Annotated in this window: 16 protein-coding genes and 1 pseudogene; 5 read left to right on the plus strand and 12 right to left on the minus strand. The window is 64.4% G+C overall.

Annotation, left to right across the window (positions count from 1 at the left end):
• Positions 1 to 100 precede the first annotated feature (100 nt).
• Positions 101 to 889 (minus strand): annotated as a pseudogene (locus tag DFR43_RS05270) (ABC transporter substrate-binding protein); the annotation flags it as partial.
• A gap of 71 nt (positions 890 to 960) precedes the next feature.
• On the opposite strand from DFR43_RS05270, the gene fabI reads away from it, so the two are divergent.
• Positions 961 to 1,761: an enoyl-ACP reductase FabI gene (gene fabI / locus DFR43_RS05275; protein WP_133596365.1), complete on the plus strand. Its 801-nt coding sequence runs from the start codon at positions 961 to 963 to the stop codon at positions 1,759 to 1,761.
• Between the two features lie 26 nt (positions 1,762 to 1,787).
• On the opposite strand, the gene DFR43_RS05280 is transcribed toward fabI, so the two are convergent.
• From DFR43_RS05280 to DFR43_RS05295, 4 genes are all read right to left on the minus strand, one after another.
• Positions 1,788 to 2,399 carry a rhodanese-like domain-containing protein gene (locus DFR43_RS05280; RefSeq protein ID WP_133596367.1) on the minus strand — a complete coding sequence of 204 codons (612 nt, stop codon included), beginning with the start codon at positions 2,397 to 2,399 and terminating at the stop codon, positions 1,788 to 1,790.
• Entirely contained in the window at positions 2,396 to 3,052 is a 657-nt protein-coding gene (locus tag DFR43_RS05285; protein ID WP_164499706.1) for a c-type cytochrome, read from the minus strand. The genes DFR43_RS05280 and DFR43_RS05285 overlap by 4 nt, the downstream gene beginning before the upstream one ends.
• A 116-nt stretch (positions 3,053 to 3,168) precedes the next feature.
• Positions 3,169 to 3,678 carry a nucleoside deaminase gene (locus tag DFR43_RS05290; protein WP_133596372.1) on the minus strand — a complete coding sequence of 170 codons (510 nt, stop codon included), beginning with the start codon at positions 3,676 to 3,678 and terminating at the stop codon, positions 3,169 to 3,171.
• The gene (locus tag DFR43_RS05295; RefSeq protein WP_133596374.1) at positions 3,675 to 4,706 is read right to left on the minus strand and encodes an ABC transporter substrate-binding protein; all 1,032 of its coding nucleotides are present in this window, start codon (positions 4,704 to 4,706) and stop codon (positions 3,675 to 3,677) included. Before DFR43_RS05295 ends, DFR43_RS05290 begins: the two co-directional genes overlap by 4 nt.
• Positions 4,707 to 5,003: 297 nt before the next feature.
• Here DFR43_RS05295 and DFR43_RS05300 point away from each other — a divergent pair, with 297 nt between their 5' ends.
• Positions 5,004 to 5,999: an isopenicillin N synthase family dioxygenase gene (locus tag DFR43_RS05300; RefSeq protein WP_133596376.1), complete on the plus strand. Its 996-nt coding sequence runs from the start codon at positions 5,004 to 5,006 to the stop codon at positions 5,997 to 5,999.
• Between the two features lie 111 nt (positions 6,000 to 6,110).
• On the opposite strand, the gene lpdA is transcribed toward DFR43_RS05300, so the two are convergent.
• The 3 genes from lpdA to aceE are packed head-to-tail and all read right to left on the minus strand — an operon-like array spanning position 6,111 to position 12,092.
• Positions 6,111 to 7,973 (minus strand): dihydrolipoyl dehydrogenase, encoded by a 1,863-nt coding sequence (gene lpdA, locus DFR43_RS05305; protein ID WP_133596720.1) that lies wholly within the window; start codon positions 7,971 to 7,973, stop codon positions 6,111 to 6,113.
• Positions 7,974 to 7,986: 13 nt separating this feature from the next.
• Positions 7,987 to 9,354, minus strand: coding sequence for a dihydrolipoyllysine-residue acetyltransferase (aceF, locus tag DFR43_RS05310; RefSeq protein WP_133596378.1), 1,368 nt, complete (start codon positions 9,352 to 9,354; stop codon positions 7,987 to 7,989).
• 17 nt (positions 9,355 to 9,371) lie between these two features.
• Positions 9,372 to 12,092, minus strand: coding sequence for a pyruvate dehydrogenase (acetyl-transferring), homodimeric type (gene aceE, locus DFR43_RS05315; protein WP_133596380.1), 2,721 nt, complete (start codon positions 12,090 to 12,092; stop codon positions 9,372 to 9,374).
• Positions 12,093 to 12,252: 160 nt separating this feature from the next.
• Here aceE and DFR43_RS05320 point away from each other — a divergent pair, with 160 nt between their 5' ends.
• Genes DFR43_RS05320 through folD form a run of 3 tightly spaced genes read left to right on the plus strand, consistent with a single transcriptional unit; the run spans position 12,253 to position 16,312 of the window.
• On the plus strand, positions 12,253 to 14,760 hold the full coding sequence (locus tag DFR43_RS05320) for a PAS domain-containing sensor histidine kinase (protein WP_133596382.1): 2,508 nt from the start codon (positions 12,253 to 12,255) through the stop codon (positions 14,758 to 14,760).
• Between the two features lie 47 nt (positions 14,761 to 14,807).
• Positions 14,808 to 15,431 carry a response regulator transcription factor gene (locus DFR43_RS05325; protein ID WP_133596384.1) on the plus strand — a complete coding sequence of 208 codons (624 nt, stop codon included), beginning with the start codon at positions 14,808 to 14,810 and terminating at the stop codon, positions 15,429 to 15,431.
• Between the two features lie 29 nt (positions 15,432 to 15,460).
• Positions 15,461 to 16,312, plus strand: coding sequence for a bifunctional methylenetetrahydrofolate dehydrogenase/methenyltetrahydrofolate cyclohydrolase FolD (gene folD, locus DFR43_RS05330; RefSeq protein ID WP_133596386.1), 852 nt, complete (start codon positions 15,461 to 15,463; stop codon positions 16,310 to 16,312).
• Between the two features lie 19 nt (positions 16,313 to 16,331).
• On the opposite strand, the gene DFR43_RS05335 is transcribed toward folD, so the two are convergent.
• The 4 genes from DFR43_RS05335 to carA all read right to left on the minus strand — a co-directional run bounded on the left by DFR43_RS05335 (position 16,332) and on the right by carA (position 21,847).
• Complete coding sequence (locus tag DFR43_RS05335) at positions 16,332 to 16,781, minus strand: DUF4149 domain-containing protein (protein ID WP_133596388.1); 450 nt, start codon at positions 16,779 to 16,781, stop codon at positions 16,332 to 16,334.
• A 13-nt stretch (positions 16,782 to 16,794) separates the two neighbouring features.
• Positions 16,795 to 17,271 (minus strand): transcription elongation factor GreA, encoded by a 477-nt coding sequence (gene greA, locus DFR43_RS05340; RefSeq protein ID WP_133596391.1) that lies wholly within the window; start codon positions 17,269 to 17,271, stop codon positions 16,795 to 16,797.
• Between the two features lie 125 nt (positions 17,272 to 17,396).
• Complete coding sequence (carB, locus tag DFR43_RS05345; RefSeq protein WP_133596393.1) at positions 17,397 to 20,678, minus strand: carbamoyl-phosphate synthase large subunit; 3,282 nt, start codon at positions 20,676 to 20,678, stop codon at positions 17,397 to 17,399.
• A complete protein-coding gene (gene carA / locus DFR43_RS05350; protein ID WP_245988841.1) occupies positions 20,678 to 21,847 on the minus strand; it encodes a glutamine-hydrolyzing carbamoyl-phosphate synthase small subunit in 1,170 nt (389 codons plus the stop codon). Before carA ends, carB begins: the two co-directional genes overlap by 1 nt.
• Positions 21,848 to 21,923 lie beyond the last annotated feature (76 nt).

Raw genomic sequence — 21,923 nt, forward strand, 5'->3', positions numbered from 1 at the left:
CTCTCATCTTCGGTGTCTGGTGTCTGGTCGTCGTCGCCGTGGCTCACATGGTACCCGTACCAAGACCGGCCACAGGGGAGTTTTTCAACGGCCTGTTAAAGGCTTCGAGCTGTGCCGTGTTGTCTTTGTAAATCTTGAACGTGATGCGGTCGAAATTGAACATCCCCCGCCGCACGTTGAGGTCTTGCGCCCACCAGTTCGGATCCCGCACATAGGTGATGTCGCGCCCAAAGTTCACTCGCCCGATCCGATAAGGCCCCGAGGTGATGGGCTCGTCGAGCACGATCTGGTCGAACGGCTTGCGCTGGCCATTGACCACCCCCCACTGACGGCTGAACACCGGCAGGCTGCCCACGATCAGGGGGAGTTCGGCATTGGCGCGATGGAAGTCGAAACGCACGACGCGCTCTCCCAGCACCCGCACGCCCTTGACCTCGCTGAAATAAGTGCGAAACTGCGGCGCGGCCTGCGGGCTGATGAGCGTCTCGAAAGAATGGCGCACATCCTCGGCCAGCACCGGGTCACCATTGTGAAACCGGGCCTTGGGGTTGAGCCGGAAAGTGACCGAGAGGCCATCGGCCGCCACACTCACGTCCTCGGCCAGCAGGCCATAAGCGGTGGTGGGCTCGTCCATGGTTCCCGTCAGCAAGGTCTCGAACATGAGGCCCGTGATGTTGGGCGGCGCGGTGCCCTTCAGGGTGAAGGGGTTGTATTTGTCGAAGTTGCTGATGCGGGTGGGCGAGACCAGCGAAATCTCCCCACCCTTGGGCGCATCCGGGTTGACATAGGCGAAGTGGGCAAAGCCGGGCGGGTACTTGATGTCACCGAACTGGGCATAGGCGTGCGCGGCCCAGGCCGAGGGCCCTGCCAGAGCCAGCCCGCACAGCATCCCGATCCGCCACAGGAATGACAGCCAACGCATGCGACAATTCTGCACGACATTCACAGGAGAAATGACCCATGGGATTTCTGGCAGGCAAAAAGTTGCTCATCACCGGCGTGCTGTCCAACCGCTCCATCGCCTACGGCATTGCCAAGGCTTGCCGCGCGCAAGGCGCGGAGTTGGCCTTCAGCTACGTGGGGGAGCGCTTCAAGGACCGCATCACCGAATTTGCCGCCGACTTCAACTCCAATCTCGTTTTCGAATGCGATGTCAGCGATGATGCGCAAATCGAGCGATTGTTCCGCGAGCTCTCGGCCCATTGGCCCACGTTCGACGGCTTCGTGCACAGCATCGGCTATGCGCCGCGCGAAGCCATTGCTGGCGATTTCCTCGATGGCCTCAGCCGCGAGGCGTTCCGCATCGCTCACGACATCAGCGCCTACAGCTTCCCGGCCATGGCCAAGGCGGCCCTGCCCTACCTCAACGACAACGCCTCCCTGCTGACGCTGACCTACCTCGGCGCCGTGCGCACCGTGCCCAACTACAACACCATGGGGCTGGCCAAAGCATCGCTGGAAGCCTCGGTGCGCTACCTGGCCGAATCCCTCGGCAGCAAGCAGCGCGGCCTGCGCGTCAACGGCATCTCCGCCGGCCCCATCAAGACGCTGGCCGCCAGCGGCATCAAGGGCTTCGGCAAAATCCTCAGCGTGGTGGCGGAAAACTCCCCCATCCGCCGCAACGTCACCATCGATGACGTGGGCAACGTGGCCGCCTTTCTGCTGAGCGATCTGGCCGCGGGCGTCAGCGCCGAAATCACCTATGTGGACGGGGGCTTCAGCCAGGTGGTCGGCGGCATTGCCGAGCCGGCCGAGGCTTGAGCAGCCGAACAGGCCCGCGCCACGCCTCACAGGGGGGCCAGGTACATCTTGGCCTTCTCTAGCCGGTAAGTCCAGGGCAGCTTCGCATTCTTCCAGCCATTGACGACCCTCTGCCCCTTGTGCTCGCCGTCTCGGGCCACATCGCCCTCGAAGCCGTCGATCACGGTATAGGCCTGGGCAAAGCCCATGTCTGCCAGCAAGCCGCTGGCCGCGTTGCTGCGCACGCCAGAGCGGCAGATCAGGATCACGGGGTCGTTCTTGGTGAGCCCTTTGGCCTGTAGGCGCTCCTCGATGTCGCGGACGAAACGGGGATTGGCCTGCAAGACGTATTCATTGTTCTGGTCGCTCCACTCCCAAAACTCCGGGAAGTCCAGCAAAGGCACCAAAAAGTCCACGGCGCTGGCCATGCCGACGAACATGGCTTCGGCGCGGCTTCGGATGTCGATCATCAGCACCCGATCGCCCAATTGCGCCTTCATGGCCGCGGCTTCCACGGCCGTGAGGTGCAGGCCCGAGGAAGACCGCTTGTTGGCGGGCACCTGATCCACGTCGATGCCCCAGGCCCCGGCGGCCATGACCAGCGCAACGGCCACGCCCCCGATGCAGCGCCCTGCGCTCAGCCAGCGTCGGCGTTTCATTTCAGCCCTCCGAGATAGGTGGCGACGGCCTGCAACTCCATGTCCGACACGCGGCTGGCCACCAAATGCATGATGGTGTTGTCGTTGGCCCGCTCCCCGCTGCGGAAGGCCATCACTTGCTTGATGAGGTACTGCGGATGCTGGCCGGCCAAGCGGGGCAGTTCTGCCGTGCCGCGGGCGCCGGTCCCGTGGCAGGTCACACACGCGGGCAAGGCGGTATGCGGGTTGCCCCGGTCGTAAACGAATTGCCCCACTTGCGCCAGTTGGGCATCGGTCACCAGGGTCACGCTCGGCGTGAGGCTCTGGTAGTACAAGCCCAGGGCATACATCTGCTCTGCCGTCAAGGCTTGGGCTTTATCCCCCATCACAGTGCTTTTGCGCTTGCCTTCGGAAAAGTCCTTGAGTTGCTTGAACAGGTAGCTGGCATTCTGTCCTGCCAGGCGGGGAAAGTCAGGGGCCACGCTTTGGCCTTGATCGCCATGGCAAACGGCGCACCGCTGCTGCGCGATGGCCTCGGCGGCGGCCACCTGAGCGGCCCACATCGGAGGCACGGCGGCTTGAGCCCAGGCCGACATGCTGCTGAAAAACAGCACATGCAGGGCCAGCAAAGGCCGCGTGCATGTGCGCAGGGTAAACCGCAGGAGCGTGAACATCGGGACTCCACGAATACAACCCGATCGATTCTGACCAAGTACCCCAATGGGTATGTTGATCTGCATCAACCTTGTTGCATCCCGGGGGCGCAGGCGCGCGCATCGTCGGTTCGCGGCTAACGTCGCCAGAAACCTTGGTGCGGCTCGCTGGCTTCGTCGATGAGCGCCGGCCCCACGCACTCGATCGGGTGCGGGGAGGCGGCAAACACGTCTCGGCAGGAGAGTTCAGCGTCACGCTGCTCCGGACGTTCGCCACGGAACACCCGCAGCCGCTGGGCATCGATGCCGAAAACGACGCGCCCGATATGGCTCCAGAAAATCGCGCCAGCGCACATCACGCAGGGCTCTGCCGATGAATAGAGCGTCGCGGTGGCCAGCGCTTCGCGGCTGTGGTGCGGGCTCACCACCCGGATGGCGTTGACCTCTGCATGCGCGGTGCAGTCCCCGGTCTCGCCGTTGCTATTGGCCACGGCGGCCAAGACCTGCCCAGTAGCCGACACGATCACCGCGCCAAAGGGCCGATTGCCACGCGCTCTGGCCACGCGGGACATGTCAATGGCCATGCGCAGATAGCGGCCATCCTCCGCAGACAGCGGGACTTGAGGGGGCAGCGCCACCGCGTTCATGCGCTCACCTTGCGGCTGGCAGCAGCGGGCAAGTGGCTGCGGTCAAACAAGGTATCTGCACTCGGCCGGCTCTTGAGTCCGAACATCTCCACCACCTGCTCCACCTGCTGTTCCAACGTGGTGCGCACCACATCGCCCAACCCGTGCGCGGCGGTGTCACGCGCGGCCACGTATTCGGCCGTCAGGCGCCAGCGCTCCAGTTCGATGCGCTCATCCAGAATGGGCTCGCGCTGGCGTGTGGCCGCAATCGCTGGCAGCGGGTCGGCCAGGGTATCCACAATCGCCCGGTTGGTGGCCCGCAAGAAAGCGGCCACCACCTGCGGCTGCTGTGTGAGCAGGGCTTGACTGGCCAAAATGGCATTGCCATAGAGGTTGACGCCGGCATCGGTGTAGCGCAGCACGCTGAGCAACTGGGGATTCATGCGGGCAAAGAGCGAGACGGCCGAATCGTGGAAATAAGTGGCCGCGTCCACATCGCCACGCACCATCACGTTGTCGCGCGCGCTGAAATCGGTCGTTACCCACTGGAAGAAGTCCGGACCCACCCGCAGTTGGTTGGCCACGATCGGCCAAGCCCGGCGCGTGGCTTCGACCGCCGCTGCGGCCACCCGCTTGCCTTGGAGGCTGGCAAAGTCCTGGGTGATGCCGCGGTCCTTGCGGCCGATGATGGCAAATGGCGCGCGGTTGTAATACTGATACACCGCTTGCACCACAGGTGGGTTGGCGGACTGGAACTCAATGAGTGAATTGATGTCACCCAACCCCATCTGGTACACGCCACTGGCAATCCGCGTGATCGACGCCACTGAGCCGGCGCCCACATCGATGCTCACGTCCAGTCCCTCTTCACGGTAGTAGCCGCGCTGCAGCGCCAGAAAGAAGGGGGAGGTCTGGCCGGTCACGCGAAAGTCCAGCGTGAATTTCAGGGGCGTGAGGCGCCCGCTGGCATGCGCGTGAACACCCGGCAGCGCCAGGGCGGCGGCCGTTGCAGCCAGGGAGGAAGACAACAGGAATTGACGGCGTTGCATGGATAAGCTCCGGAAGAGAAAACACTCGGCGAATGCCCATGCAACCCATAGGCTGCACAGGGCCCTCAGAGCAATTTCCGGGCTGCCGTGATGACGGCGGCTGAACGCTTCTACTCCGTGTCCTCACCATTCAAGAACCGTGCCAACCCTTGCCGCACGCCAGCCACTGCGCCCTCAGCCTACGCCATGGCATAGGGTTTGCTAGGATTATGGTGAGAGTAGAAGCGTTCAGCCGTCGTACCGATGGCGGGAAATTGCTCTTGCGATGTGTCTTTCCACCATTTCAGGAGCATTTCCATGCATGCCGCGAACGACTACACCCTTGAAGAACTGCGCAAAGAGGCCCGGCTGGGCCAGGCCGGCACCGAAACGCTGGCACGCACCGTGCCCGTGATCGATCTGTCGGACTTTGAGGCCCGCCGCGCCGAAATCACCGATCAACTCTGGCGCGCTGCCGTCGAGGTGGGGTTTTTCCAGCTGCGCAACCACGGCATTCCCTTGGCACAAGTGCGCCACGCATTTGCCATGAGCGAGCGCTTCTTCGCCCTCCCGCAGGCCGTCAAGGCCCAATACCCCTTGCGCCGCAATGCCGGCTGGGAAAGCCTGACGCAGGTGCGCCCTTCGGCGGGGGTGCCCGATCAGAAAGAAAGCTACCAGATCACGCGCCCGCGCATGGCCGGCCTGTATCCCTCCGAGGACGAACTGCCCGGCTTCGTGGACACCATGCTGGCTTTCGAGCAGGCCAGTTGGCAGGTGGGCATGCAGGTGCTGTCCTGCTTTGCCGAGCGGCTGGGCCTGGGGCGGGACTTTTTCACCCAGGCCCACCACCCCGCCAGCGACACCTACCAGTGCACTTTGCGGCTGCTGCACTACTACGCCATCCCCGAATCGGTGCAAGACCGCCTCGATTATGTGCGGGGCGGTGCGCACACCGATTTCAACTGCCTGACGCTGCTGTACCAGCGCGAAGGTCAGGGCGGGCTTCAGGTCTGTCCGGGCAAAGATTACGACGCCCCCGAATGGACGCCCGTGCCCCCCGATGAAGGCCTGATCACCTGCAACATCGGTGACATGCTCATGCGATGGAGCGATGACCGGCTGCTGAGCAACTTCCACCGGGTTCGCAACCCGCTGCCTGGGGAATACATGGGCCCGCGCTTCAGCATCGCCTTTTTCTGCCAGGCCAACACCGATGTGGTCATCGAATCGCCCGAAGGCAAATACCCGCCCATCACCGCCGGCGATTATGTGGCCGAGCGCATGAAGGCCAATTACGCCAGCCACGGGCGCTAAACGCCACGCCGGGGGGCTGAGAGACAGGCGCTTCCATCCCCACTGGAGTGGAGCGCCCCAAGCCCCCGGACCGTTGCCCATCCGGGGGCCAGACCCTCCCTCGTCGGGCGGTCAGCGCTTTTGCGGCGGCAAGTCCGTGCAAGACCCGTGCGCCACCTCCGCCGCCATGCCGATGCTCTCGCCCAGCGTGGGGTGCGGGTGGATGGTCTTGCCGATGTCCACCGCGTCGGCGCCCATCTCGATGGCCAGCGCGATCTCGCCAATCATGTCGCCGGCGTGGGTACCCACGATGCCGCCGCCCAGGATCTTGCCGTAGCCATGTGCCTCGGGGCGATCGTCGAACAGCAGCTTGGTAAAGCCTTCGTCGCGGCCATTGGCAATGGCGCGGCCCGAAGCGGTCCAGGGGAACAGGCCTTTCTTGACCTTGATGCCCTGCGCCTTGGCTTGCTCCTCGGTCAGGCCCACCCAGGCCACCTCGGGGTCGGTGTAGGCCACACTGGGAATGACCCGCGCATTGAACGCACTGCGGGCCAGGGTGGCATCCCCCAGCAGCTCGCCAGCGATCACCTCGGCCGCCACGTGCGCCTCGTGCACCGCTTTGTGCGCCAGCATGGGCTGGCCGACGATGTCGCCGATGGCAAAGATGTGCGGCACGTTGGTGCGCATCTGCACATCGACGTCGATGAATCCCCGGTCGGTCACGGCCACGCCGGCTTTTTCCGCAGCGATCTTCTTGCCGTTGGGCGTGCGGCCTACGGCTTGCAGCACCAGGTCGTACAGGCCTTCGCTCTTGGTGCCATCCAGCCCCTCGAACTGCACCTTGATGCCTTCGGGCGTGGCCTGCGCACCCACGGTCTTGGTCTTGAGCATGATGTTGTCGAAGCGGCCCTTGTTCATCTTCTCCCAGACCTTGACCAGATCGCGGTCGGCGCCCTGCATCAGGCCGTCCATCATTTCCACCACGTCCAGGCGTGCGCCCAGCGTGGAGTACACGGTGCCCATCTCCAGCCCGATGATGCCGCCGCCGATGATGAGCATTTTCTTCGGCACGCTCGGCAGCGCCAGGGCGCCCGTGCTGTCCACGATGCGCGGATCGTCGGGCAGAAACGGCAGCCGCACGGCCTGCGAGCCCGCCGCGATGATGCACCGCTTGAACGCCACCACTGTCTTGCTGCCGGTCTTGTCCTGGCCGGTGCCGGTGGTTTCCTCCACTTCGACGTGGTTGGGGCCCACGAAGGCCCCGTAACCACGCACCACCGTGACCTTGCGCATCTTGGCCATGGCGGCCAGCCCGCCCGTGAGCTTGCCGATGACCTTTTCCTTGTGGCCGCGCAGCTTGTCGATGTTGACGCTGGGAGCGCCAAAATCGACACCCAGATCGGCCATGTGGCTGACCTCGTCCATCACGGCGGCCACGTGCAGCAGCGCCTTGGAGGGGATGCAGCCCACGTTCAGGCACACGCCGCCCAGCGTGGCGTAGCGCTCCACGATCACCACCTTCAGGCCCAGATCGGCGGCGCGGAAAGCGGCGGAGTAGCCGCCCGGCCCCCCGCCCAGCACCAGCACATCGCACTCCAGGTCGGCGCTGCCGCTGAAGCTGGCCGCCGCCGGCGCCATCGGGGACGCCACCACGGGCGCAGCGGACGAGTCCGGGGCCGCCACCGGAGCCACGGCGGGCGCGGAAGCCGGGGCCGCAGTGGCCGGTGCCGAGGAGGGAGCCGCCGCAGCCGACTCACCGGCCACTTCCAGCGACAGAATCACCGACCCCTCGCTGACCTTGTCGCCCAGCTTGACTTTGAGTTCCTTCACCACACCCGCGTGGCTGGACGGGATCTCCATCGACGCCTTGTCGGACTCCACCGTGATGAGCGACTGATCCACCTGGACCGTGTCGCCCGGCTTGACCAGCAGTTCGATGACCGCCACGTCCTTGAAGTCGCCAATGTCGGGAACCTGGATGTCCATCAGTGCCATGTTCATGCCCCCTTCACAGCAACACGCGGCGGAAGTCCGCCAGAATCTGGCCCAGATAGGCGTTGAAGCGCGCAGCGGCCGCGCCGTCGATCACGCGGTGGTCCCACGTCAGCGACAACGGCAACATCAGGCGCGGCACGAACTGCTTGCCGTCCCACTTGGGCTCCATCTGGCTCTTGCACACCCCCAGAATGGCCACCTCCGGCGCGTTGATGATGGGCGTGAAATAACGCCCGCCAATGCCGCCCAGGCTGGAAATGGTGAAGGTCGCGCCGCTCATGTCGGCGGGGCCCAGCTTGCCTTCGCGCGCCTTCTTGGCCAGTTCGGCCATCTCCTGGCTGATCTGCAGGATGCCCTTCTGGTCGGCATGCTTGATCACGGGCACCACCAGGCCATTGGGCGTGTCGGCGGCAAAGCCGATGTGCCAGTAGTGCTTGACAATCAGCGCATCGCCGTCCAGCGAGCTGTTGAACTCCGGGAATTTCTTGAGCGCGGCCACACAGGCTTTGATGAGGAAGGCCAGCATCGTGACCTTGATGCCGCTTTTCTCGTGCTCCTTGTTGAGTTGCACCCGGAAGGCTTCGAGCTCGGTGATGTCGGCATCGTCGTGGTTGGTGACGGCCGGAATCATCACGGCGTTGCGCATCAGGTTGGCACCGCTGATCTTCTTGATGCGGCCCAGTTCCTTGCGCTCGATGGGGCCGAACTTGGCAAAGTCCACCTTGGGCCAGGGCAGCAGATCCAGCCCAACGCCGGTGCCGGCGGCAGGCGCCGGCGCTTGGGCGGCCTGGGCCTGCGTCTGCAAGGTGCCCGCCATGACGGCTTTGGTGAAGGCCTGCACATCCTCCAGCGTGATGCGCCCCTTGGGCCCCGAGCCTTTGACCTCGGCCAGCGGCACGCCCAGTTCCCGGGCGAATTTGCGCACCGACGGAGAAGCATGCGGCAGACCGAGCGCCGGGGCCGATGCGGGCTGATGCGGCGCGGCCGGCGACGAGGCAGCGGCAGGCGCCACCATGGGTACCGGCGCTTCAGCCGGTGTGGGCGCAGGCGCAGGAGCAGGCACCGCAGCGGCCACCGGTTCGGCCACGACGGGGGCCGCCACCGGCGCGGGAGCGGGCTCGGGGGCAGCTGCTGTGGCGGCACCTTCGGCCTCCAGCGTCAGCACCACCGAACCCTCGCTGACCTTGTCGCCGAGTTGCACTTTCAACTCCTTGACCACGCCGGCATGGCTGGAGGGAATCTCCATCGACGCCTTGTCGCTTTCCACCGTGATCAGCGACTGATCCACCGCCACCCGGTCGCCGGGCTTGACCAGCAACTCGATCACCGCCACGTCTTTGAAATCCCCGATGTCCGGGACCTTCACATCGATCAATGCCATTTATCGTCTCCAGGCCATCAGGCGTACAAGGGGTTGAGCTTTTCGGTGTCGATGCCGTACTTGGCGATGGCCTCGGCCACCTTGGCCACCGGCACGGTGCCTTCTTCGGCCAGGGCCTTGAGCGCGGCGACCACAATGTAGTGGCGGTTGACCTCGAAGTGCTGGCGCAACTTGCTGCGGAAGTCGCTGCGGCCAAAACCGTCGGTGCCCAACACCTTGTAGCTGCGCCCCTTGGGGATGAAGGCGCGAATCTGATCGGCATAGGCCTTCATGTAGTCGGTCGAGGCCACCACAGGGCCGGCGTGCTTGTCCAACTGCTGGGTGACGAAGGGCACACGCGGCGGCTCGGTCGGGTGCAGCAGGTTCCAGCGCTCACAGTCCTGCCCCTCGCGGGCCAGCTCGTTGAAGCTCGGGCAGCTCCACACATTGGCGGCCACGCCCCAGTCTTTCTCCAGCAGTTCCTGCGCAAACAGGCTTTCGCGCAGGATGGAGCCGGAGCCGAGCAACTGCACCCGCGGCGTGAGCTTCGCGCCTTCCTTGAACAGGTACATCCCTTTGATGATCTGCTCCTCCGTGCCCGGGGTCAGGCCCGGCATGGCGTAGTTCTCGTTGAGCAGGGTGATGTAGAAGAAGACGTTGTCCTGCTTTTCCACCATGCGCTTCAAGCCATGGTGGATGATGACCGCCACCTCGTGCGCGAAGGTGGGGTCGTAGCTGATGCAGTTGGGAATGGTGCCCGCCAGGATGTGGCTGTGGCCGTCCTCGTGCTGCAGCCCCTCGCCGTTGAGCGTGGTGCGGCCACTCGTGCCGCCCAGCAAAAAGCCGCGCGCCTGCATGTCGCCCGCCGCCCAGGCCAAATCCCCGATGCGCTGGAAGCCGAACATCGAGTAGTAGATGTAGAACGGCACCATGATGCGGTTGTTGGTGCTGTACGACGTGGCCGCCGCGATCCAACTGGCCATGCCGCCCGCCTCGTTGATGCCCTCTTGCAGAATCTGGCCGGCCTTGTCCTCGCGGTAGTACATCACCTGGTCTTTGTCCACCGGGGTATAGAGCTGGCCTTTCGGGTTGTAGATGCCGATCTGGCGGAACAGTCCCTCCATGCCGAAGGTGCGGGCCTCGTCCACCAGGATGGGCACGACGCGCGGGCCCAGGGCCTGGTCGCGCAGCAGTTGCGTCAGGAAGCGCACATAAGCCTGGGTGGTGGAGATTTCGCGCCCTTCGGGCGTCGGCTCCAGCACGGCCTTGAACGTTTCCAGCGACGGCACGGTGAACTGCTCGTCGCTCTTGACCCGGCGCTTGGGCAAATAGCCACCCAACGCCTTGCGCCGCTCGTGCAGGTACTTCATCTCCGGCGTGTCATCGGCCGGCTTATAGAACGGGATCTTCGGCAGCTCGCTGTCGGGGATGGGGATGTTGAAGCGGTCGCGGAAGTAGCGGATGTCCTCGTCGGAGAGCTTTTTGGTCTGGTGCGCGGTGTTCTTGCCTTCGCCCGCGCGGCCCATGCCATAGCCCTTGACCGTCTTGACCAGCAGCACCGTCGGCTGGCCGGTGGTGTTGTGGTGCGCGCGGTGGAAGGCGGCATACACCTTCTGCGCATCGTGGCCACCGCGGCGCAGCGCCCAGATGTCCTCGTCGCTCATCTTGGCCACCAGTTCCAGGGCTTTGGGGTCGCGGCCAAAGAAATGCTTGCGCACGAAAGCGCCATCGTTGGCTTTGAACGCCTGATAGTCGCCATCGAGCGTGTCGAGCATGATCTTGCGCAGAGCGCCGTCCTTGTCACGGGCCAGCAGCGGGTCCCAGTTGCTGCCCCACAGCAGTTTGATCACGTTCCAGCCGGAACCGCGGAACTCGCCCTCCAGTTCCTGGATGATCTTGCCGTTGCCGCGCACCGGGCCGTCGAGCCGCTGCAGGTTGCAGTTGACGACGAAGATCAGGTTGTCCAACCCCTCTCGCGCCGCCAGGCCGATGGCACCCAGGCTCTCAGGCTCGTCCATCTCGCCGTCGCCGCAGAACACCCACACCTTGCGCTGGCTGGTGTCGGCGATCCCACGCGCGTGCAGATACTTCAGAAAGCGCGCCTGATAGATGGCCATCAGCGGCCCCAGCCCCATCGACACGGTGGGGAACTGCCAGAACTCCGGCATCAGCTTGGGGTGCGGATAGCTGGACAAGCCCTTGCCGTCCACCTCCTGGCGGAAGTGGAGCAACTGCTCCTCGCTCAGCCGCCCTTCTAGAAAGGCGCGGGCGTAGATGCCCGGAGCACTGTGGCCTTGGATGTAGATCAAGTCCCCGCCATGCGTGCCGCCCTGGTCGGTGTCGTCGGCGTGCCAAAAGTGGTTGAAGCCACAGGCAAACATGTGCGCCAGCGACTGGAAGGAGCTGATGTGCCCGCCCAGGTCGCCACCGTCGGGCGGGTTGAGCCGGTTGGCCTTGACCACCATGGCCATCGCGTTCCAGCGCATGTAGGCGCGCAGGCGGCCTTCGATTTCCAGGTTGCCGGGGCTGCGCTCCTCCTCATCGGGCTCCAGCGTGTTCACGTAGCCCGTGGTGGCGGAAAACGGCATGTCGATGCTGTGCTCGCGGGCTTCTTCCAGCAACTGTTCGAGCAGGTAATGGGCCCGTTGCGGCCCTTCTTTTTCGATCACCGCAATGAGGGCATCCAGCCACTCACGGGTTTCCTGATGGTCGATGTCGGGCGCGCTGAGCACGTTGTTGACAGTGGGCTGCATGGACATGCGATGTCTCCTCGATGGTGGAACGAAGGTTAAAGCGACTGCGCCGCTGTGTCAGCAAGTTTCGCACAGAAATTCCTCATTTTCAACATACAGTTTTTAATTTCTTAATATGAAATAAAAGAGAGGCGAAAAATCAGGGTTATCCCATAGACTTGCAAGCATGAATGCCCCCTCTTCTTCCGCGCCTCGTCGCGGCTTTGTGACGCCCTTGCAATGGTGGCGACGCTGGTGGCGCGGTTTGAGCCCGAGCCGCCAGGACCGGCTCGTCAGCATCGGGCCGCTGCTGTCGGTGTTGCTGTTTCTGGCCGCCATCGTCGCCGCGTTGACCTACTTCACCCTGGAGGAAGCCGACCGCGAACAAGAGGCCGTGACCCGCGACGTGGAATACGCCCAGCAGCGCCTGCGTCTGCGCCTGATCGAGCGGCAGGAACAACTGATGCGCATCGCGCGCGACATCTCCAACCTCGACATCGAGGAGATGGAGTTCAATTTCCAGGCCGAAACCCTGGTCGTGCAATACCCGGAGTTGCTGGCCATCACCTGGCTCAACGCCCGCCGGGAAGTCGTCACCGCCTACGCCTCGCCCAGCGCGCCCGAGGCGCTGAACCGCCCCAGCGGCCAGACCCTGCCGGCCGATACCGCCGACGGCCTGTTCGAGCTGGTCCGCGACCTGCGCCAGCCGCTGTACAGCCGCCCGCAATCCATCGACGGCCGGGAAAAAACCGTCGTGTTGTTGGTGCCGCTCAATGAACAAGGCCGCTTCAGTGGCGCGGTGATGGCCGAATATTCGATCGATGGGCTGCTGCGCTTTGGCGTGCCGACGGAGGTGATGGCACGTTATGCCGTGGCATTGCTGGACGAGCAGCAGCAGGTGCTGGCCGGCTCGGTTCACGTCCCCCAGGCCACCGGCCTGCGCCGCTTGCCATGGGCCGCCAAGCCGCATCGCTACGCCATGCCCGTGGCCCCCATCGGCAACAGCCTCATCATTCAGGCCGTGGGCTACCGCACCAGCCGCGACAGCATGGGCGAAGCCTTCTTCTGGGTGGTGGGGGCCCTGAGCGCGCTGACGGTGTGGATGCTGCTGGCCAATCTTCGGCACAGCCGGCGGCGCCTGCAGGCGCAACGCGCCCTCCAGGTGGAGACCAACTTTCGTCGCGCCATGGAGAACTCCATGCTGACGGGCATGCGCGCCCTCGACATGCAAGGCCGCATCACCTATGTCAATCCTGCTTTTTGCTCGATGACCGGCTGGACCGAGGAAGATCTGATCGGCGCCGTGGCCCCCTTCCCTTACTGGCCCGAATCCGACATCGACACCCTTTCCGCCCGACTGGAGGACGAACTGCACGGACGCACCACGCCGGGCGGATTCGAGGTGCCCGTCAAGCGCAAAAACGGCAGCATCTTCTATGCGCGGATGTATGTCTCGCCGCTGATCGACGGTCAAGGCAAGCAAACCGGCTGGATGACCTCGATGACCGACATCACCGAGCCCAAGCGCATCCGCGAGGAACTGACCGCCTCCTACGAACGTTTCACCACCGTGCTCGACAGCCTGGACGAAGCGATTTCCGTGGCCCCCTTGAGCAGCGCGGAACTGCTGTTTGCCAACCGGATGTACCAGACTTGGTTCGGCAGCAGCGGGCGCGGCCACCGCAAGCTGGTGGAATTGTCGTCCTCCCTACCGGCCAGCCCACTGAGCACCGATAACCAGGACCAGGTGGACGTATTGGCGGGCCTGCCCACCGATGCTTTGTTCGAAGCCGCCGCCGACAGCGCCGAAGTGTATGTGCCCGAACTCCACAAATGGCTGGAGGTGCGCACCCGCTACCTGACCTGGGTGGACGGACGCCTGGCGCAGATGGTGATTGCCACCGACATCACCGTGCGGCGCCAGGCCGAAGAACAAGCCGCCCTGCAACAGGAACGCGCCGAAGCCGCCAGCCGGCTCATCACCATGGGAGAAATGGCCTCCAGCGTGGCGCACGAACTCAACCAGCCGCTGACAGCGATCAGCAACTACAGCAGCGGCATGATCTCGCGCCTCAAGCGCCAGCAGATCACGCCAGAAGAACTGCTTGGTGCGCTGGAAAAAACCGCTCGACAGGCCCAACGCGCCGGCCAGATCATCCAGCGCATCCGGGCCTTCGTCAAACGCAGCGAGCCCAACCCCACGCTGTCGGACGTGGCGCAGATGGTCAACAACGCCACCGAACTGGCCGACATCGAACTGCGCCGCCACATGATCCGCCTCAACACCTACGTGGCCGCGCGCCTGCCCAAGCTGATGGTGGATCCCATCCTCATCGAGCAGGTGCTCATCAACCTCCTCAAAAACGCGGGCGAAGCCATCGTGCAGGCACAGCGCCCCTCCACCCAGCGCCATGTCGAACTGACGGTGACCCCCCGCAAAATCGAAGGCAACGACGCCGTCGAATTCACCGTGAAGGACACGGGGCTGGGCATCCCCCCGGAAAAGCTCGAGCGCATCTACGAAGCGTTCTACAGCACCAAGGCCGAGGGCATGGGCATCGGCCTGAAGCTGTGTCGATCCATCGTCGAATCCCATCACGGCAGGCTGCAGGCGCGAAACCTCTACAATGGGACCGAAATCACGGGATGCGAATTCAGTTTCTGGATTCCCGTGAGCACCGTGGTCAATACGTGACAACCCGTAGGCCCCTGCCCTGGGGCCAGACAACGAGAAAGAGTGAGATGAGCCTGATTCCGAAACGTGGCACGGTTTATGTGGTGGATGACGACGAGGCAGTGCGGGACTCGCTGCAATGGCTCCTCGAAGGCAAGGACTACCGGGTGCGATGCTTCGAATCGGCCGAAGCCTTCCTCAGCCGCTACGACCCGCGGGAGGTGGCCTGCCTGATTGCCGACATCCGCATGGGCGGCATGAGCGGCATGGATCTGCAAGACCGGCTCATCGAGCGCCACTCCCCACTGCCCATCGTCTTCATCACCGGCCACGGCGATGTGCCCATGGCGGTGGCCTCCATGAAGAAAGGGGCGTTGGACTTCATCCAGAAGCCCTTCAAGGAAGAGCAGCTCGTTCAACTCGTCGAGCGTATGCTCGAAACCGCGCGTGAAGTCTTTGCCGAACACCAGCAAGCTGCCACCCGTGAGGCGCTGCTGAGCAAGCTCACCACCCGTGAATCCCAAGTGCTGGAGCGCATCGTCGCTGGCCGGCTGAACAAGCAAATCGCCGACGACCTGGGCATCAGCATCAAAACGGTGGAAGCCCACCGCGCCAACATCATGGAAAAACTGGGGGCCAACACCGTGGCCGATCTGCTCAAGATCGCCCTGGCCCCCACGGCCAAAGCCTGACCCCTACCCCGACGCTCCGTTTCTACGCCATGTCCGCCCAACTCATCGACGGCAACGCGCTGTCGCGCCAACTGCGCACCGAACTTTCCCAACGTGTCTCGGCCCTCAAGGTGCGCGGCGTCACGCCCGGTCTGGCCGTCATCCTGGTGGGCGACGACCCGGCCAGCCAAGTCTATGTGCGCAACAAGGTCAAAGCGTGCGAAGACATCGGCATGCACTCCGTGCTGGAACGCTACGCGGCCAGCTACACCGAAGCCGCTTTGCTGCAACGCATCGCCGCCCTCAATCAAGACCCGAGCATCCACGGCATTCTGGTGCAGCTGCCCCTGCCGCCCCACATCGACGCGCACAAAGTCATCGAGGCCATCAGCCCCGCGAAAGACGTGGACGGCTTTCACGTGGCCAGCGCCGGCGCGCTGATGGTGGGCCAGCCGGGCTTTTGGCCCTGCACGCCCCACGGGTGCATGAAGATGCTGGAGCACATCGGCTACGACCTGCGTGGCAAGCACGCCACGGTCATTGGCCGCAGCAACATCGTGGGCAAGCCCATGGCGCTGATGCTGCTGCACAAAGACGCCACCGTCACCATCTGCCACTCGCGCACGGCCAACCTCAAAGCCCTGACCCTGCAAGCCGACGTCATCGTCGCTGCCGTGGGCAAGCGCAACGTCCTGACGGCCGACATGGTCAAGCCAGGCGCGGTGGTCATCGACGTGGGCATGAACCGCAATGAGGCTGGCAAGCTCTGCGGCGATGTGGACTTCGAGGGCGTCAAGCAGGTGGCCGGCTGGATCACGCCGGTGCCGGGTGGCGTCGGCCCCATGACCATCACCATGCTGCTGGTCAATACCGTGGAGTCCGCCGAGCGGGTGACTGGCTGAACGTGGCCAGTCCCGCCGCTCAGGCGGCCGGCGGCTCGGTGCGGCGGGCAAACCACCACAGCACCCGCAGGGCGCACACCCACTGCAGCAGCACCAGCAGGCTACCCAGGCTGTGCCACAGGCGCAGATCGGCCCCCGTGCTGCGCGCGGTGAGGATGCGCTCTGCCACCCCGTGCTCCTGCACCATGGCCGCGAGCGCGGCCAGCAACAGCCAAGGCAGCAACGCCCAACGGGCCGTGACTTCGGCGCTTTTGAGGCGCTGCAAGCGCCCCCACATCAGCAGACTCAGCGCCAGCACCACGGTGGCCCAGGCCTGCACCTGAAACAGCTTGGCCGCATACGGCCCGGCCAGCGCCGGGTTGCCGATCACCCCAAACGCCATGGGAACGGCCAAAAAGCTCAGCGCGCTCATGCCGCCCCACCACAGGGCGGCCAAGAACAGCGGCCAGCGCTCGAAAAACGCCTGCATCGCCCAGCCCGGCTCACTCGTAGCGCACGGCCACGATCTCGAAGCGCTTGACCCCGCCCGGAGCCTGCACTTCGGCCACGTCACCCTCTTCCTTGCCGATCAGGGCACGGGCAATCGGGCTGGAAATGTTGATCAGGCCCAGCTTGAGATCGGCCTCGTCCTCGCCCACGATCTGGTAAGTCACGCTTTCGCCGGTGGTTTCTTCCTCCAGCTCGACCGTGGCGCCAAACACCACCTTGCCACCGGCATCCACCTCGGCCGGGTCGATGATCTGGGCCACCGAGAGCTTGCTCTCGATCTCAGCGATGCGGCCCTCGATGAAGCCCTGGCGTTCCTTGGCGGCGTCGTAGTCGGCGTTTTCGCTCAGGTCGCCTTGCGCGCGGGCTTCGGCAATCGCGTTGATGACGGCCGGGCGATCGACGGTTTTGAGACGGTGCAGTTCCTCCTTCAGTTTGTCGGCACCGCGCTTGGTCACGGGAATGGTGGGCATTTGTCCTTCTCCAAAAGCAAACCGCCGATCGTTCCCAATCGGCGGCGTCTGTGGGTGATTATGCCTCAATCGAGGCCACCCCTGTCTGCGTCGCAGACCGGGGAAAGCCCCGATTGAAATCCGCTTCAGGCGAGCAGTTCGGCGTGCATCTCTTGCACCGACATCACGCCCAGCTGATCGAGGCATTTCATGCCCTCGACCGCGGCCTCGGCGCCCGAAATGGTGGTGAAGGTCGTCACGCGGTTGAGCAGCGCCGAGGTGCGGATGTAACGCGAGTCGGCAATGGCGTTGCGGCGCTCTTCCACCGTGTTGATGACCATGGCAATCTCGCCGTTCTTGATCATGTCCACGATGTTGGGGCGCCCCTCGGCCACTTTGTTGACCACTTCACAGGGCACGCCAGCGGCTTCGATGGCCGCGGCGGTGCCACGGGTGGCCACCAGGTCGAAGCCCATGGCCACCAAATCGCGGGCCACGACCACCGCACGGGCTTTGTCGGATGGCTTGACCGAGAGAAACACTTTTTTCACCGGGTCGCTCGGGCGCGGCAGGCGGGTGCCCGCGCCCAGTTGGCTCTTGACAAACGCCTCGCCGAAGGTGCGGCCCACGCCCATCACTTCGCCGGTGGACTTCATCTCGGGCCCCAGGATGGTGTCCACACCCGGGAACTTGACGAAGGGGAACACCGCCTCCTTCACGCTGAAATACGGTGGCGTGACTTCGCGGGTGATGCCCTGCTGCGCCAGCGTCTGGCCCGCCATGCAGCGGGCGGCCACCTTGGCCAGCTGGATGCCGGTGGCCTTGGACACGAAGGGCACGGTGCGGCTGGCGCGGGGGTTGACCTCCAGCACGTAGATGACGTCTTTCTTGACGCCGTCCTCCTCCACCTCCTGGATGGCGAACTGCACGTTCATCAGCCCCACCACATTGAGTGCCTGGGCCATGGCGGCGGCCTGCCGCTTGAGTTCATCCACCGTGGCTTGGCCGAGGTAGTACGGCGGCAGGGAGCACGCCGAATCGCCCGAGTGCACGCCGGCCTGCTCGATGTGTTCCATGACGCCGCCAATGAGCACTTGACCGGCGGCATCGCGGATGCAATCGACGTCGCATTCGATGGCGTCATTGAGGAAGCGATCCAGCAGCACCGGCGAGTCGTTGCTCACCTTCACGGCTTCGCGCATGTAGCGCTCCAAGTCGCGCGGCTCATGCACGATTTCCATGGCGCGGCCGCCCAACACATAGCTGGGCCGCACCACCAGCGGGTAGCCCAGCTCGGCGGCTTTGTCCATGGCCTCGGCTTCGGTGCGGGCGGTGGCATTGGGCGGCTGGCGCAGCCCCAGTTCGTGCAGCAGTTTTTGGAAGCGCTCGCGGTCTTCGGCGGCATCGATCATGTCGGGGCTGGTGCCGATGATGGGCACGCCGTTGGCCTCCAAACCCAACGCCAGCTTCAGCGGCGTCTGGCCGCCGTATTGCACGATCACGCCCAGCGGTTTTTCCACCGCGACGATTTCCAGCACGTCCTCCAGCGTCAGAGGCTCGAAGTATAGGCGGTCGGAGGTGTCGTAGTCGGTGGAGACCGTCTCGGGGTTGCAGTTGACCATGATGGTCTCGAAGCCGTCCTCGCGCATGGCCAGGGCCGCATGCACGCAGCAGTAGTCGAATTCGATGCCTTGGCCAATGCGGTTGGGGCCGCCGCCGAGGACCATGATCTTTTGCCGGTCGGACGGCTGGGCCTCGCACTCCTCCTCGTAGGTGGAGTACATGTAGGCGGTGTGGGTGGCGAATTCGGCCGCGCACGTGTCCACCCGTTTGTACACCGGTCGCACGCCCAAGGCGTGGCGGCGCTGGCGCACGGCCTGCTCCGTGGTTTTGAGCAGCTTGGCCAGGCGCCGGTCGGAAAAGCCCTTGCGCTTGAGGGTGCGCAGTTCTTCGGCGCTGAGCGCCAACAGGGCCGCGTCGCCACCCTGGGGCGCTTTGTCCGCAGTGAGCTTGTCCAGTTCCAACTCGATCTTGACGATGTCTTCGATCTGCACCAAGAACCACTTGTCGATCTTGGTGAAATGATGCACCTCATCGACCGTCCAGCCCGCGGCAAAGGCGTCGCCCACGTACCAGATGCGCTCGGGGCCCGGCTCACCCAGCTCGCGCTCCAGGGTCTCGCGGTCCTGGGTTTTCTCGTTCATGCCATCGACGCCGACTTCCAGCCCGCGCAGCGCCTTCTGGAAGCTTTCCTGGAAGGTGCGCCCCATGGCCATGACTTCGCCGACGGACTTCATCTGCGTGGTCAGCCGGTTGTCGGCAGCGGGGAACTTCTCGAACGCGAAGCGCGGAATCTTGGTGACGACGTAGTCGATGCTGGGCTCGAAGCTGGCCGGCGTGGCCCCGCCGGTGATCTCGTTCTTGAGCTCATCGAGCGTGTAGCCCACGGCCAGCTTGGCCGCCACCTTGGCGATGGGAAAGCCCGTGGCCTTGGAGGCCAGCGCCGAAGAGCGGCTCACACGCGGGTTCATCTCGATGACGATCATGCGCCCGTCTTTCGGGTTGATCGCGAACTGCACGTTGGAGCCGCCGGTGTCCACCCCGATCTCGCGCAGCACGGCCAAGCTGGCGTTGCGCATGATCTGGTATTCCTTGTCGGTCAGCGTCTGCGCCGGCGCCACGGTGATGGAGTCGCCGGTGTGCACGCCCATGGGGTCGAGGTTTTCGATCGAGCAGACGATGATGCAGTTGTCCTTGCGGTCGCGCACCACCTCCATCTCGAACTCTTTCCAGCCCACGAGCGATTCTTCGATCAGCAGCTCGTTGGTGGGCGAGGCCTCCAGACCGCGCTTGCAGATGGTCTCGAACTCCTCCGGGTTATAGGCAATGCCGCCGCCCGTGCCGCCCAGCGTGAAGCTGGGGCGGATCACCGTGGGAAAACCCACGTGCTTCTGCACCGCCCAGGCCTCTTCCATGCTGTGGGCAATGCCCGATCGGGCCGAGCCCAGACCAATGCGGGTCATGGCCTCTTTGAACTTTTGCCGGTCCTCGGCCTTGTCGATCGCCTCGGGCGTGGCGCCGATGAGTTCGCACTTGTATTTGTGCAGCACGCCGTTGCGCCACAGATCGAGGGCGCAGTTCAGGGCCGTCTGGCCGCCCATGGTCGGCAGGATGGCGTCGGGCCGTTCCTTGGCAATGATTTTTTCCACCGTCTGCCAGGTGATGGGCTCGATGTAGGTCACATCGGCGGTGGCCGGGTCGGTCATGATCGTCGCCGGGTTGCTGTTGATCAGAATGACCTTGTAGCCCTCTTCGCGCAGGGCCTTGCAGGCCTGCACGCCGGAATAGTCGAACTCGCACGCCTGGCCGATGACGATGGGCCCGGCGCCGATGATGAGGATGCTCTTGATGTCAGTACGCTTAGGCATTAGTGTTTACCTTCCATCAAGGCGATGAAACGGTCGAACAGATAGGCGATGTCGTGCGGCCCGGGCGACGCCTCCGGGTGCCCCTGAAAGCAAAACGCCGGGCGATCGGTGCGCTCCAACCCCTGCAAAGTGCCGTCGAACAGGCTGACGTGCGTGGGACGCAGATTCGCGGGCAGCGATGCCATGTCCACCGCAAAGCCGTGGTTCTGGCTGGTGATGCTCACCCGCCCCGTGTCCAGGTCTTTGACCGGGTGGTTGGCCCCATGGTGGCCATGAGCCATCTTGAAGGTTTTGGCGCCACTGGCCAGCGCCATGATCTGGTGCCCCAGGCAAATGCCGAACACCGGCTTGCCACTTTCGATCAGCGCGCGGGCGGCGGCAATCGCGTAATCGCAAGGCTGCGGATCGCCCGGCCCGTTGGACAGGAAAATGCCATCCGGCTCATAGGCCAGCGCCTCGGCGGCGGGTGTCTGCGCCGGCACCACCGTGACTTTGCAGCCCCGCTCGGCCAGCATGCGCAAGATGTTTTTCTTCACCCCGAAGTCGTAGGCCACCACATGAAAACGCGGCGCGGTCTGCTCGCCATAGCCAGGAGTGCCGTCTTCGCGGGCCAGTTTCCACTCGGTTTGCGTCCAGACATAGGGCTGGCGCGTGCTGACGACCTTGGCCAAGTCCTGTCCGGCCATGCTGGGAGCATTGCGCGCGGCTTGCAGCGCCTGCGCCTTGACCGCCTCCGTGACCGCCTGCCCCAACGGCAGGGCGACGATGGCGCCGTTTTGCGAACCCTTCTCGCGCAGCAGCCGGGTGAGCTTGCGGGTATCGATGCCGGCAATGGCCACCGTGCCTTCGCGCTGGAGGTATTCGCTCAGCGTCATCTGGGCACGGAAGTTGGAGGCGATCAGAGGCAGGTCTTTGATGATCAGGCCAGCGGCGTGGACGGCATCGGCCTCCACGTCCTCGTCATTGACGCCGTAGTTGCCGATGTGCGGATACGTGAGGGTCACGATCTGCTGACGGTAACTGGGGTCGGTGAGGATTTCCTGGTAACCGGTGATGGCGGTATTGAACACCACCTCGCCGACGGTCTGACCCGCGGCGCCGATGGACACACCGGTAAAGACCGTGCCGTCTGCGAGAGCGAGGATGGCTTTTGCAAAGACGGGAAACACGGGTGCACTCCAGTTGTGGACGCACCTGCCCCCAGACAGAAAAGGGGGTTTCAACGGGGAACCGGCCTGAGGCCAG

Source organism: Tepidicella xavieri (genome assembly GCF_004363315.1).
Taxonomy (GTDB): domain Bacteria; phylum Pseudomonadota; class Gammaproteobacteria; order Burkholderiales; family Burkholderiaceae_C; genus Tepidicella; species Tepidicella xavieri.

Bases quoted from the DNA above. Each gene is read 5' to 3' on its own strand.
- DFR43_RS05290 (WP_133596372.1), bottom strand. From the start codon at position 3,678: ATGAACGCGGTGGCGCTGCCCCCTCAAGTCCCGCTGTCTGCGGAGGAT.
- lpdA (WP_133596720.1), bottom strand. From the start codon at position 7,973: ATGGCACTGATGGACATCCAGGTTCCCGACATTGGCGACTTCAAGGAC.
- greA (WP_133596391.1), bottom strand. From the start codon at position 17,271: ATGCCCACCATTCCCGTGACCAAGCGCGGTGCCGACAAACTGAAGGAG.
- DFR43_RS05325 (WP_133596384.1), top strand. From the start codon at position 14,808: ATGAGCCTGATTCCGAAACGTGGCACGGTTTATGTGGTGGATGACGAC.
- aceE (WP_133596380.1), bottom strand. From the start codon at position 12,092: ATGTCCATGCAGCCCACTGTCAACAACGTGCTCAGCGCGCCCGACATC.
- DFR43_RS05300 (WP_133596376.1), top strand. From the start codon at position 5,004: ATGCATGCCGCGAACGACTACACCCTTGAAGAACTGCGCAAAGAGGCC.
- folD (WP_133596386.1), top strand. From the start codon at position 15,461: ATGTCCGCCCAACTCATCGACGGCAACGCGCTGTCGCGCCAACTGCGC.
- fabI (WP_133596365.1), top strand. From the start codon at position 961: ATGGGATTTCTGGCAGGCAAAAAGTTGCTCATCACCGGCGTGCTGTCC.
- DFR43_RS05295 (WP_133596374.1), bottom strand. From the start codon at position 4,706: ATGCAACGCCGTCAATTCCTGTTGTCTTCCTCCCTGGCTGCAACGGCC.
- DFR43_RS05335 (WP_133596388.1), bottom strand. From the start codon at position 16,781: ATGCAGGCGTTTTTCGAGCGCTGGCCGCTGTTCTTGGCCGCCCTGTGG.
- DFR43_RS05280 (WP_133596367.1), bottom strand. From the start codon at position 2,399: ATGAAACGCCGACGCTGGCTGAGCGCAGGGCGCTGCATCGGGGGCGTG.
- aceF (WP_133596378.1), bottom strand. From the start codon at position 9,354: ATGGCATTGATCGATGTGAAGGTCCCGGACATCGGGGATTTCAAAGAC.
- carB (WP_133596393.1), bottom strand. From the start codon at position 20,678: ATGCCTAAGCGTACTGACATCAAGAGCATCCTCATCATCGGCGCCGGG.
- DFR43_RS05320 (WP_133596382.1), top strand. From the start codon at position 12,253: ATGAATGCCCCCTCTTCTTCCGCGCCTCGTCGCGGCTTTGTGACGCCC.
- DFR43_RS05285 (WP_164499706.1), bottom strand. From the start codon at position 3,052: ATGTTCACGCTCCTGCGGTTTACCCTGCGCACATGCACGCGGCCTTTG.